Annotated in this window: 8 protein-coding genes and 1 pseudogene; 2 read left to right on the top strand and 7 right to left on the bottom strand. The window is 55.1% G+C overall.

Translation table 11 applies throughout. The features are described 5' to 3' along the window. Positions 1–7 precede the first annotated feature (7 nt). The 4 genes and pseudogenes from ACI2I2_RS01090 to ACI2I2_RS01075 form a co-directional block, all read right to left on the bottom strand. Positions 8–517, bottom strand: a complete 510-nt coding sequence (locus ACI2I2_RS01090) for a GNAT family N-acetyltransferase (protein WP_404656199.1) — start codon at positions 515–517, stop codon at positions 8–10. A 10-nt stretch (positions 518–527) separates the two neighbouring features. Next, positions 528–2788, bottom strand: a pseudogene (locus tag ACI2I2_RS01085) (NtaA/DmoA family FMN-dependent monooxygenase). A gap of 42 nt (positions 2789–2830) precedes the next feature. Continuing rightward, the gene (locus ACI2I2_RS01080) at positions 2831–3952 is read right to left on the bottom strand and encodes an amidohydrolase (protein ID WP_404656198.1); all 1122 of its coding nucleotides are present in this window, start codon (positions 3950–3952) and stop codon (positions 2831–2833) included. Next, positions 3949–4950, bottom strand: coding sequence for an MsnO8 family LLM class oxidoreductase (locus ACI2I2_RS01075; RefSeq protein ID WP_404656197.1), 1002 nt, complete (start codon positions 4948–4950; stop codon positions 3949–3951). Before ACI2I2_RS01075 ends, ACI2I2_RS01080 begins: the two co-directional genes overlap by 4 nt. Positions 4951–5478: 528 nt before the next feature. On the opposite strand from ACI2I2_RS01075, the gene ansP reads away from it, so the two are divergent. After that, complete coding sequence (ansP, locus tag ACI2I2_RS01070) at positions 5479–6972, top strand: L-asparagine permease (protein WP_404656196.1); 1494 nt, start codon at positions 5479–5481, stop codon at positions 6970–6972. 124 nt (positions 6973–7096) lie between these two features. Here the strand turns inward: ansP and ACI2I2_RS01065 are convergent, their stop codons facing one another. Next, a complete protein-coding gene (locus ACI2I2_RS01065) occupies positions 7097–8158 on the bottom strand; it encodes a YncE family protein (RefSeq protein ID WP_404656195.1) in 1062 nt (353 codons plus the stop codon). Positions 8159–8415: 257 nt separating this feature from the next. Between ACI2I2_RS01065 and pqqU the strand changes: the two genes are divergently transcribed. Continuing rightward, positions 8416–10530 carry a TonB-dependent receptor PqqU gene (pqqU, locus tag ACI2I2_RS01060; protein ID WP_404656194.1) on the top strand — a complete coding sequence of 705 codons (2115 nt, stop codon included), beginning with the start codon at positions 8416–8418 and terminating at the stop codon, positions 10528–10530. 51 nt (positions 10531–10581) lie between these two features. On the opposite strand, the gene ACI2I2_RS01055 is transcribed toward pqqU, so the two are convergent. Further along, the gene (locus ACI2I2_RS01055; RefSeq protein ID WP_404656193.1) at positions 10582–11241 is read right to left on the bottom strand and encodes a GntR family transcriptional regulator; all 660 of its coding nucleotides are present in this window, start codon (positions 11239–11241) and stop codon (positions 10582–10584) included. A 253-nt stretch (positions 11242–11494) separates the two neighbouring features. Continuing rightward, the gene (locus tag ACI2I2_RS01050) at positions 11495–12532 is read right to left on the bottom strand and encodes an NADP-dependent oxidoreductase (protein ID WP_404656192.1); all 1038 of its coding nucleotides are present in this window, start codon (positions 12530–12532) and stop codon (positions 11495–11497) included.

Raw genomic sequence — 12532 nt, 5'->3', positions numbered from 1 at the left:
TCACTCCTCAGGCACTTTTGCTCAGCGCAGTAACCGCCAGCGTTTTGCTGAATCGCAGCCGACCATCGAACGGCGGGCGGCTGTACTCTTCCGGGTCGCGCGTTAAATCAAACTGCGGTTGATAGCCCTGGCTCAGATACAGGCGAACGGCTTCCGGCTGACGAAAACCGGTGGTGAGGTACATGTTGCTGTACCCGGCGAGCAGCGCACGCCGTTCCAGTTCCGCCACCACTCGCCCGGCGAGGCCCTGCTGACGCAGGGTTTTGTCGGTCCAGATGCGTTTGATTTCCGCCGTCTGCTCGTCATACGGTTTGTAAGCTCCCGTGGCGATAATCACTCCGTCGCGCTCAAGAACAATGAACAGCCCCTGCGGTGGCAAATACCATTCCGTCTGCTCAACCTCCGCATCGCGGGAAAAATAGTCGCCATATCGGGCGGCATATTCAGCAAACAATCCGCTCAGAATCGGCTGTAGCTCAGCGTCTTCCGGGGAAACATCACGAAAACGTTCGTTCATTTAACCCCCCTTAATCGCCAAGCCCGGCAGGATTGAGTTCGGACTGCGGAATACGTTCCACGCCTTCGCCCCAGCGATTCAGCACTTTGTCGTAATCGCCATTTTTAATGACGCCATTGAGCGCGGTTTGCACCGGTTCAGCCAGCCCGCTGCCTTTTTTCAGCGTCACGGCAATGTGCGCCGCTTTCGGCCAGCCTCCATCAACGCTGCCGACAAGTTTCGTTTTCCCGTTCAGGGCGGCTTTCCACGCGCCAATCACATTGGGGCCAAAGTAGGCATCGGCGCGTCCTGATTGCAGCGCCAGCGTCTGCGCCGCATCATCTTTGGTGTAGACCGGCGTGAAAGGCTTCAGGCCTTTTTTGAGGTTCTCCGCATTCCACGCGAGCAGGATCGCTTCCTGATTGGTGCCGGAGCCGACGATTATCTTCAGCCCGGCGATATCCTCTGCGGTTTCTAACTTTTTAATCGGGCTATCAGCTTTGACATAAAAGCCCAGTGAGTCTTTACGGTAGGTGGCGAAATCGAACTTCTCTTTGCGCTCTTTGGTCACCGTAATATTGCTGATCGCGGCATCATATTTCCCTGAAGCCACACCGAGCGGCCAGTCCTCCCACGAAGTGACCACCACGTTGAGCTGTAATCCGAGGCTGTCAGCCACCAGTCGGGCGATATCCACTTCGCTACCGAGTAGCGTTTTGTTGTCGTCAGAGAACACCGTCAGCGGCGGCTGGTTGAGCCCCGCCACGGCTACAGTGAATTTTCCCGGTACCGCAGGGCGAAAATCTTTGGGCAACTGCGCGATGGCAGAAGGATTTTTATCAGTATTGACCGGCGTTTTATTGGCTTCGACGCTAACGCCTGTGCCGTTAATCGTCACGTCGCCAGCTTGCGCCAGCCCGGAAAAAGCCAGCGCGATAGCCAGCAGCAGCGAGGTTTTTTGCATGGTGAAGTCTCTTATTGTTGTGTGAACTGATTAACGGGAAGCGGAAGCCCCAGGCTTTCACGCAGAGTCGTGCCGGGGTAATCGCGACGGAAAAGACCGCGCTGTTGAAGGACCGGAACGACGCGTTCAACAAAGCGTGGGAAGGTGTCTGGCGTGCCGCCCTGAATGATGAATCCGTCTGCCGCGTGGCTTTCGAACCAGTGTTGCAGGCCGTCAGCCACCTGTTCAGGCGTGCCGGAAAATCGCGGGCGTGGGCTTGCGGCTTCCAGTGCAGCCTGTCTCAGCGTTAAGCCACGTTCGCGGGCATTGCGTTTGATTTCATCGGTGGTGCTGCGGAAACTGTTTTGCCCCAATGTGCCGAGTTCAGGGAAAGGCTCATCCAGTGGGTACTGGCTAAAATCGTGGTGTTCGAAATAGCGACCCAGGTAGTTCAGTGCATCTTCAAAGGAGACCAGCGCGGCAGTGGTCTGGTATTGCTGTTCCGCGTCTTCGGCGTCGTCACCCACAATCACGCTCACGCCCTGGAAAATATGCAGCTCATCAGCCCGACGACCGTGAATTTCCGTCTGACTTTTCACATCACGATAAAAAGCCTGAGCTTCTTCGAGGGAGTCGTGGTGAGTGAAAATAGCGTCCGCATGGGTGGCGGCTAATTTTTTCCCGTCGTCGGAGGCTCCGGCCTGGAAAATAATCGGTCGACCCTGCGGCGTGCGGCCAATATTCAATGGCCCGGCGACCTGGAAGAAATCCCCGTGGTGATCCAGTGTGTGTAATTTATTCACATCAAAGAATTGCCCGCTGGCCTTATTACGTACAAACGCATCTTCTTCCCAGGAATCCCACAGCCCTTTCACCACCTGCAAATATTCATCGGCGATCCTGTAGCGCAGCGCATGATCGGGATGTTGCGCCCGCGAGAAATTCTTTGCCGAGCCTTCAAGCGGCGAAGTCACCACGTTCCAGCCTGCGCGGCCATTGCTGAGATGATCAAGGCTGGCAAACTGGCGAGCGGTAATAAACGGTTCGCTGTAGGAGGTGGACAACGTGCCGACCAGCCCCAGATTGTGGGTGACGCTTGCCAGCGTGGATAAAACTGTCAGTGGCTCGAAGCGGTTTAAAAAATGCGGGATCGATTTTTCGTTGATGTATAAGCCATCAGCGACAAAAATAAAATCGAGTTTCCCTTCTTCAGCTTTTAACGCGGTCTGTTTGACGAATTCAAAATTAATACTGGCATCGGCCAGCGCCGCAGGATGACGCCAGGCTGACATATTTCCGGACGCACCATGCAATATGGTGCCCAGGCGCAATTGCCGTTCTGTAGACATAACTACCCCTTACCCTGTCGGTAATAATCTGTTCGTGTGCGATCAAATGGTGTGTAAGGCTTTTTCCGCCAGCGCCGCAAAATAACGAGCCGCCGGGCCGATCAGCGCTTCATCCGGATTAAAGGCCGGATGGTGTAAGCCAAATTCACTGGCGCTGCCGATGCTGACAAACGCGCCGGGGATCTGCTGCAAATAAACCGCGAAATCTTCCCCGCCCATATGCAAATCGGCATGGCTTGTGCGATAGCCATTTTCTGCGGCGACGTCCGTTGCAAAATCGGCCCAGTGCGGCGTATTAACCAACGCGGTCGGCCCGGCGTACCAGATAACATCAATTTGTGCGTTAAAGGCGCTGGCAAACCCCGCCGCCAGTTCACTGACCCGCGCTTTTACCTGCTGCTGCACTTCAGTGCGATGCGTGCGTAGCGTGCCTTCCAACTCGACGTGCTCCGGAAGCACGTTCCAGGTATTGCCGCCCTGAATGCGGGTAACGCTCAACACCACAGAATCCAGCGTATTCACATCGCGACTGGCAACACTTTGCAATGCGCTCACCAGCTGGCTCGCCAGTAAAATCGCGTCTTTTCCTTCATGAGGGCGGGCTGCGTGGGCGCCCTTTCCGTGCACTCGCACGACGAAGCGATCCACATTGGCGTAGAACGCGCCGCCGCGAGTGGCAAAGGCGCCCACTGGCAGCCCAGGTTCGTTATGCATGCCGAAGATAGCCGACACGCCTTCCAGCGCTCCGGCACGGATCAGCGTTTTCGCCCCGCCAAAGCTCTCTTCCGCAGGCTGGAACAGAATACGCACCCGTCCGTTGAGCTCCGCTTCCCTTTGCTTGAGCAGCAGCGCGGCGCCCAGCATCACGCTGGTGTGAATGTCGTGCCCGCAGGCGTGCATCACTCCGGCATTTTGCGAACGAAAAGCCACCTCGGCGGTTTCTTCTATCGGCAGCGCGTCGATATCGGCTCGCAGGGCAATCAGCTTTTCACCTTGCCCAACCTCCGTCACCACGCCGGTTTTCAGCGCGTAGGGTAATAATGACAATCCTGCCGTTTGCAGCCAGTCGCGAATTCGCGCCGTGGTAGCGACTTCCTGCAAGGAAAGCTCAGGAAACTGGTGCAGTTCACGCCGCCACTGGATCAGTTGGTGATCGAAGCTCATGACAGCACCTCCGCACGGTTCAACGTTTGTGCCAGCAAGCGCAGTGATGCCAGTCGGGGATTTCCTTCCGCCACCGGCGTGTCGATGATAAATTCATTCACCCCGTAATACTGATGCAGCGCATCAAGCTGAGCGCGAACCTGTAACGCGGTACCGGCAATCAGTGAGGATTCACGGCGTACAATCTCCACCGCCGGGCTACCTGCCTGATGAGCAAAGGCTTCGGCCTGTTGCTGACTGGCAACCGAAACGCGCTGGCCGTTTTCCAGTCGCACGCCCCAGACTTCAACGGCTGAAGCCAGTTTTGCCGCCTGAGCAGCGTCTTCAGCCACAATCACCTGCACCGCAACCAGCACGTCGCGACGGCTAAGCGAACGCCAGCGTTGGCTCACTTCGCGCAGCAGGTTTTTATCACCGTTAAGGTGCGCCGCGAACACAAAGTTCCAGTCCAGTTGCGCGGCCAGTTCGGCACTATCGAGGCTCGCCCCCAGCAAGAAACCTTCCGGGCGCTGAGGCGGGATTGGCGTTGGCAACACGGTGTCCGGGTTATCGGTGCGCGTTTGGGCCAGCCAGTGGTCCAGCTGCGTGAGCTGATCGGCAAAAGTGCCCTTCTCCTGCGCATTCACGCCTTGCTGCAAAGCGCGAGTGGAGAGCGGCAAACCGCCCGGTGCTTTACCGACGCCTAAATCAACGCGACCTGGCGCAAGTGAAGCCAGCAGATTGAAATTTTCGGCCACTTTGTAAGGGCTGTAATGCTGGAGCATCACACCACCCGACCCAATACGAATACGCCGGGTTTGCCCCAACAGCCAGCCAATCACCACTTCCGGTGACGGGCTCGCCAGTTGCTGAGTATTGTGATGCTCGGCTATCCATAAACGGTGATACCCCCACGCCTCCGCCTGTAGCGCCAACGTTAATGTGCGCGCCAGGGCCTGAGACGCTGTTTCACCGTCTGCCAGAGGGCTTTTATCCAGAATACTGATTCGATAAGACATGTCGCAGGCTCATTGTCAGGAACATGTCTGCATTATTAGAAGCGCTTGCGGGCGGAGAGAAACAATTTATTTACATTTGCTCTGCACAAAATTAGATATCAAGCCGCGGTCTTTGCGACAAGCGTGGCAATACCCTAACCGGCTAAGTTGCCGGGTCGTTATGTATTCGCCTCACGGTTTGCCGCTCACGACCCAACGTGACTGAACGTTCGGATTCTTTGCCACTCGCCAGGACAATTCTTGCAACGCACTGAAATTTATCTTAAAGACAGCCAACGATTTCACTTTGCCGTAACGGTTCAGGAAGCAGATCTGACCACTCGAAAAGGGGCGATCTTCGTCACTCTGCGCACCTGTAAGTTTTGCGTCGCTTATGATTTGCAGGTAGGATGCTGCGCCATGTTTTGCCTTATCTCTACGTCAGAATGCTGAGAAAGCCAGAACAATGTGCTGCCGCGCAATCGTTAACGCTGCGGCATTTTTTTGGGCCCCTGATTGGGGTAATGACAGGTTAATCGGGTTATTACAATGAGCACAAAACACAACAGCGCGGCGGAGCATCACGCAGCTAAGCGCCGCTGGCTGAACTCGCATGAAGCGGGTTACAACAAGGCGATGGGCAATCGTCACGTTCAGATGATTGCCATCGGCGGGGCTATCGGCACCGGTCTGTTCCTCGGCGCGGGCGCGCGTTTGCAGATGGCTGGCCCTTCCCTCGCTATCGTCTATCTGGTCTGCGGTATCTTTTCCTTCTTTATTCTTCGTGCGTTGGGCGAACTGGTGTTACACCGTCCTTCAAGCGGCAGTTTCGTCTCCTACGCTCGTGAGTTCCTGGGCGAGAAAGCCGCGTTTGTGGCGGGCTGGATGTATTTCGTTAACTGGGCGATGACCGGGATTGTCGATATCACCGCCGTTGCCCTTTATATGCACTATTGGGGTTCGTTTGGCGATGTGCCACAGTGGGTGTTTGCCCTTGGCGCGCTGGCGATTGTCGGCACCATGAACATGATCGGCGTGAAGTGGTTCGCTGAAATGGAGTTCTGGTTTGCGCTGCTGAAAGTGCTGGCGATTGTCATCTTCCTGGTGGTGGGTACGGTGTTCCTTGGAACCGGTAAACCGCTGGATGGTGGAGCGACCGGCTTCCATTTGATAACCGATAACGGCGGCTTCTTCCCGCATGGTCTGCTGCCTGCGCTGGTGCTGGTTCAGGGCGTGGTCTTTGCTTTCGCTTCTATCGAACTGGTGGGTACCGCCGCTGGGGAATGTAAAGATCCGCAGACCATGGTGCCAAAAGCCATTAACAGTGTTATCTGGCGTATCGGTCTGTTCTACGTCGGCTCTGTGGTGCTGTTGGTTCTCCTGCTGCCGTGGAATGCCTACCAGGCAGGGCAAAGCCCGTTCGTGACCTTCTTCTCTAAACTTGGCGTGCCGTATGTCGGCAGCATCATGAACATCGTGGTGCTGACGGCTGCGCTGTCGAGCCTGAACTCTGGCCTGTACAGCACCGGACGTATTCTGCGCTCCATGTCGATGGGCGGTTCTGCGCCGAAGTTCATGTCTAAAATGAGCCGCCAGCACGTCCCTTACGCAGGCATTCTTGCGACATTGGCTGTGTATGTGGTGGGTGTATTCCTGAACTATCTGGTGCCTTCTCAGGTCTTTGAGATTGTACTGAACGTGGCCTCGCTGGGCATTATCGCCTCCTGGGGCTTCATCGTGGTGTGCCAGATGCGCCTGCGTAAGTTCATCAAAGAAGGCAAGTGTGCCGATGTCAGCTTCAAGCTGCCGGGCGCACCTGTCACCTCCTGGCTGACACTGCTGTTCCTGTTTAGCGTGCTGGTGCTGATGGCGTTCGATTACCCGAATGGCACCTACACCATCGCCTCGATTCCGCTGATTGCGGTGCTGCTGATTGCTGGCTGGTTCGGTGTACGCAAGCGCGTGCAGGAGATCCACAGCACGGCGCCGGTTCATCACGAAGGCGAGCAGGATGCTGCTTTAGTTGAGAAAACTTCACACTGATTGCCCGGTTATTTCCTCCCTCTCCCTTTGGGAGAGGGTTGGGGAGAGGGGATCAGGCCGCAGAAGTTTTGCGCCACCTGACAACAAAAAGCCGCTCAATCGAGCGGCTTTTCTTATTCCATCATCAAAGCGTAATCCGAATCACATCATCCGGCTGCGTTGCTTCTTTTTCGCGAGTGGACTCCTGCTTCACGCTAACAAACAGCGTTTTGCCATCGGCAGACAGCGCCAGGCTGTTTGGACGCGGCGGCGTGTCAAAGGTCTTCACCACTTTGTTGGTTTTGGTGTCGATCACACTCACTTTCCCGGCCATGCGGTGCGTGACGTAAACTTCATTACGGGTTGGGTTAAACAGGATCGCCAGCCCTTCCGGGGCGGCAATTTTTTCCAGCACTTTGCCGTTGCGATAATCCACAACCAGCACTTCAGGCTGCCTGAAATCGGTGAGATAAGCGCGGTGGTTGGTTTTATCCAGCGCGATGTTCAGGAAAGCGTGCTCTTTGCCGTCATCCACCAGTTTCTGACGCGTCAGAATGCTGTTTTTGGCGGTGTCGACGGTGACCAGTTCGCCTTCTGCACTGACGGTATACAGGCGCTGAGCATCGTTATCGAGCGCCAGTGCCGTGCTGCGATTCCCGGTGCCGCTAATGGTCGTTTTTAACTTGAGCGTTGCCCCATCAACCACCCATACCACGCTTTCTTTGCCCACGCCGGTGATATAAACACTGTTGGTTTTTTCATCCACGGCCAGCTCGCGGGGTTGCAGTGGCTTCACGGTTTTGCTGCGCTGACGTGAGTCGAGCACCACGCGCCCTTTCACGTCACCCGTTTTGGCATCAATCGCCGTAATAGTGCCGTTGGTGGTATTACCAAACCACAGCGTTTGCGCCTGATTGTTGATGGTCGCGCCAAACGGTTTCAGGTCACTGTGTACCGCCAGGGTGATATCCAGTGTTTGCGGATCGAGACGATAAACCACCCCGCCTTTGTCGGTCTTACGGCTCTGCGAGGTGGCCACCCACAGCGCGTTTTCCTGTGAATTCAGGGCCATTTCATACACCCCTTTGCCGACTGCTTTGCGAAGCATGTCATCCGCTGCCTGAACGTTGAACGTCCCGGCAAGCAGTAAAGAGGTTAACAGCAGAGAACGGCGAAAACGCGGCATGGACAAGTGACGTAAAGACATGACGACTCCCTTTGAAATACGAAATGTGGTACTGCCCGACATGCTTCCTGCTTGCAGCGTCATGGCACTGCATTTTATTGTTGAGAATAGTAATCATTAATATCACCAATGTGGAGCAATTATTTCCCCGCCTCGTCAGAAATGTGCCATTGTTAGTTCGATATTTAACGTAACGTGCCGTTATGGTTTTCAAATAATTTACATAAGCATTAACATATTCACCGTTGTTCCATTTGGTTCATTATCACGAGAGTTGCATGAAAATCATTATAGTTCGCAGGGCTGCGCTTCCGGCATTGTTGTTGCCGCTTCTTCCACTGCCAGACGCCTTTGCGGCAGACGACCAGACGATGGTGGTCTCCGCGACACCGCAAACCACCGTCTCTGAGCTCGATACTCCCGCGGCGGTAAGCGTGGTAAACGGCGACGATATGCGTCATGCCACACCGCGCGTGAACCTTTCAGAATCGTTGAACGCGGTGCCGGGTTTGCAGGTACAGAACCGACAGAACTACGCCCAGGATTTGCAGTTGTCGATTCGCGGATTTGGCTCTCGCTCCACATTTGGCGTGCGCGGTATTCGTCTTTATGTCGACGGCATCCCGGCCACCATGCCAGACGGCCAGGGGCAAACCTCGAACATTGATATCGGCAGCGTGGACACCATTGAAGTGCTGCGCGGCCCCTTCTCTGCCCTGTATGGCAACTCATCCGGCGGAGTGATGAACATCACCACCCAAACCGGGCAGCAGCCGACGACCATTGAAGCCAGCAGTTATTACGGCAGCTATGGCAGCTGGCGTTATGGCCTGAAAGCCAGCGGCGCTGTCGGCGATGGCACTCAGGCTGGAGATGTGGATTACACCGTATCGACTTCCCGTTTTTCCACTCACGGCTATCGCGACCACAGCGGCGCGCGTAAAAACCAGGCGAACGCCAAACTGGGCGTAAGAATTAATGACGTCAGCAAAGTCACGTTGCTGTTCAACAGCGTGGATATTAAGGCTAACGATCCCGGTGGGTTGAGCTACAGCGAATGGCGCGCCAACCCGCAGCAATCCCCGCGTGGCGATCAGTACAATACCCGCAAAGATCTCAAACAAACCCAGGCCGGTTTGCATTACGAACGTCAGCTCAGCGAGCAGGACGACCTCAGCGTGATGATGTACGCGGGCGAACGCCAGACCACGCAATATCAGTCCATCCCGATGGCTCCTCAGCTCAAACCGTCGCATGCCGGTGGCGTTATCGATCTCGACAGACATTATCAGGGGATAGATACGCGCTGGACACATCGCGGCGAGCTGCTGGTCCCCGTCACCTTCACAACCGGGCTGGACTACGAAAACATGAGCGAGAAGCGCAAAGGTTATGAAAACTTTGTGCTGGATAACGGCGTGCCGGAGTACGGTCAGCAAGGCGCTCTGCGTCGTAATGAACGTAATCTGATGTGGAACCTCGACCCGTATCTGCAAACCCAGTGGCAGCTGACGAATAAACTGTCGCTTGATGCCGGGGTTCGCTACAGTTCAGTGTGGTTCGATTCGAACGACTTCTACGTCACGCCGGGCAATGGCAATGACAGCGGCGATGCCAGTTACCACAAATGGCTGCCGGCAGCGTCACTGAAATATGCCGTCACCGATGCCTGGAATGTGTATGTCTCTGCCGGACGTGGGTTCGAGACGCCGACCATCAACGAGCTTTCCTATCGTCCGAACGATCAAAGCGGCCTGAACTTTGGCCTGCAGCCCTCAACCAATGAAACCGTGGAAGTCGGCAGCAAAACGCGTATCGGCAACGGGCTGCTGACTGCCGCACTGTTCCAGACCGATACTGACAACGAGATTGTGGTGGATAGCAGCAGCGGCGGACGTACCAGCTATAAAAATGCCGGGAAAACTCGCCGTCAGGGAGCTGAACTGTCGCTCGATCAACAGTTCGGGGAAAGCTGGAAACTGAAAGCCGCGTGGACGTGGCTGGATGCGACTTACCGCACCAACGTCTGTGACGACACCAACTGCAATGGCAACCGCATCCCGGGCATCGCGCGCAATATGGGTTATGCCTCGTTTGGCTATGAACCCGAGCGTGGCTGGTATGCAGGCAGCGATATCCGCTACCTGAGTGACATTCAGGCCAATGATGAAAACACCGCCAAAGCCCCTTCCTGGACCGTCGTCGGCCTGAACACCGGCTACAAATTTGGCGTGGGTAACTGGAATATGGACGTGTTCGGACGCATCGATAATCTCTTCGATCGCGAATATGTCGGCTCGGTGATTGTCAATGAATCCAATGGACGTTATTACGAACCGGCTCCGGGACGTAATTACGGTGTGGGATTATCGGTAGCTTACTCGTTCCAGTAATATTTTAGCGTGCCTAAAATAAGCACGCTAAAGACTTATTAATTACCGAAATCAATTAATATACTGGCGCTGCAAAATAGCGGCGCCTTGATCAATCGCCCTACAAATTGCGGCACAACTTTCCGCTTCATCTTTTTTCGCCAGCGCGCCAAGCAGATCGTCATAATAACGATGCTGTTTAAAGACCTCGCAAGAAAGCGGATGCAAATAGTTAAAACAAGGCCCGATACGCACCCACAATTGTTCGATAAGCGCAGTCAGGGTCGGCATTTCAGCGTAGTCGTACAGGCGGAAACGGAAGCGACAGTTCGCCTGTAGCGCCTGCTCCATATCGCCCCGAGCTTTCGCTTCATGGAACGCCTCGACGTAAGTGTGCAGCGAATCCAGCTTTTCCCCCGTCATTAACGTGGCTGCCGCGCTCGCCGCCATGCCTTCGAGCTTTTTGCGGATTTGGTTGATTTCATGATACCGATGCTCCGACACCTCCGGCACTAAAAAAGCCTGAGCAGGCGTGGCGTGTAAGGCTCCTGCTGAAACCAGACGCAGCAGCGCCTCACGCACCGGCGTAATGCTGGTCCCCAATTGTTCGGCAAGATCACGTGTCACCAGGCGCGCGCCTGGCTTGAGTGCGCCAATAATTAATGCGCTTTTTAAATTGATTTCTACCTGAGTCGTCAGGCTCATTCGCTGTGCTTTTTCAAAATCCAGCATGTCTATTTCCTGTATCCAATTTCATTGTTCTCGTGACGGCCTGAGAGCAAACAACTCTGCGCGGTAGCAGGATATATCCTGTATCGCGGGTGGTGTTGGAAATAACATGGAACAATCGGCTATAAATATTCATTATTAGGTTGTTAATTAGGCCGTACAAATCATACCAATTGACTGTTGCACGATTAATTAAAGCCGCTTATGGAAAATTTGCACGAAAACTTGCGGCGTCTGTGACGCCGCAAGGGCGTTTTTACTCATCCACCGCAACGCGAATAACGACTTTTCCGAAATTTTTGCCTTTCAGCAGGCCAAAAAAGGCATCAGGCGCTTGTTCCAGCCCGTCGGTGATATGTTCACGATACTTTATGGTTCCTTCACGAAGCCACTGCCCCATTGCCTTTTGGAACTCTTCAATTCGGTGACCGTAGTCCTGACCGATAATGAAGCCCTGCATGCGAATGCGCTTCTTCAGCAACGTTCCCATCAACAGCGGTAAACGGTCTGGTCCAGCGGGTAAATCCGTTGCACTGTAGCCGCTCACCAGGCCACAGACCGGCACACGAGCCGACGTATTGAGCAACGGCAGTACGGCATCAAACACTTTGCCACCCACGTTCTCATAATAAACATCGATGCCTTTCGGGCATGCTTTTGCCAGTTGCTCAGCAAAGTCTTCTGCATGGTGATCAAGGCAAACATCAAAACCGAGCGTTTCAACGGCATAACGGCATTTTTCGCTGCCGCCCGCCACGCCCACAACGTGACACCCTTTAATCTTGCCAATTTGCCCCACGGTGGCACCGACTGGCCCGGTGGCTGCGGCGACCACCAGCGTTTCACCGGCTTTTGGCTGCCCAATATCCAGCAGCCCCATATAAGCGGTGAAGCCCGGCATTCCGGCTATGCCAAGCGCCCAGGAAGGATGCTCTGGGTTGTCACCTAGTTTGACCAGCCCGGACCCGTCGGAAAGGGCGTAGTTCTGCCAGCCGTCATAGCCCAACACCCAATCGCCCTTCTTGAAATCCGGATGATGGGAGGTTTCGACGCGGCTGACCGTGCCGCCAACCATTACCGCGCCAATCTCGACAGGCGGCGAGTAAGATGGCGCATCGCTCATCCGGCCGCGCATGTAGGGATCGAGCGAAAGATAAACTGTGCGCAGCAAAAGCTGGCCCTGCGTGGGAACCGGGATCTCCCCCTCTTCCAGGCGGAAATTTTCCTTCACCGGCTCACCGTGTGGACGGGAAGCCAGCACCCAACGACGATGGCGTGCCTGAGATTCAGTCAT

It is taken from the genome of Scandinavium sp. NPDC088450, from assembly GCF_044900545.1.
Lineage (GTDB): Bacteria > Pseudomonadota > Gammaproteobacteria > Enterobacterales > Enterobacteriaceae > Scandinavium.
This window is presented reverse-complemented; position numbering and strand designations above follow the sequence as displayed.

What these genes read in the sequence shown, in the direction of transcription:
- ACI2I2_RS01050 (WP_404656192.1), bottom strand. Translation starts at nt 12,532, where the DNA reads ATGACTGAATCTCAGGCACGCCATCGTCGTTGGGTGCTGGCTTCCCGT.
- ansP (WP_404656196.1), top strand. Translation starts at nt 5,479, where the DNA reads ATGAGCACAAAACACAACAGCGCGGCGGAGCATCACGCAGCTAAGCGC.
- ACI2I2_RS01055 (WP_404656193.1), bottom strand. Translation starts at nt 11,241, where the DNA reads ATGCTGGATTTTGAAAAAGCACAGCGAATGAGCCTGACGACTCAGGTA.
- ACI2I2_RS01080 (WP_404656198.1), bottom strand. Translation starts at nt 3,952, where the DNA reads ATGAGCTTCGATCACCAACTGATCCAGTGGCGGCGTGAACTGCACCAG.
- ACI2I2_RS01065 (WP_404656195.1), bottom strand. Translation starts at nt 8,158, where the DNA reads ATGTCTTTACGTCACTTGTCCATGCCGCGTTTTCGCCGTTCTCTGCTG.
- ACI2I2_RS01090 (WP_404656199.1), bottom strand. Translation starts at nt 517, where the DNA reads ATGAACGAACGTTTTCGTGATGTTTCCCCGGAAGACGCTGAGCTACAG.
- ACI2I2_RS01075 (WP_404656197.1), bottom strand. Translation starts at nt 4,950, where the DNA reads ATGTCTTATCGAATCAGTATTCTGGATAAAAGCCCTCTGGCAGACGGT.
- pqqU (WP_404656194.1), top strand. Translation starts at nt 8,416, where the DNA reads ATGAAAATCATTATAGTTCGCAGGGCTGCGCTTCCGGCATTGTTGTTG.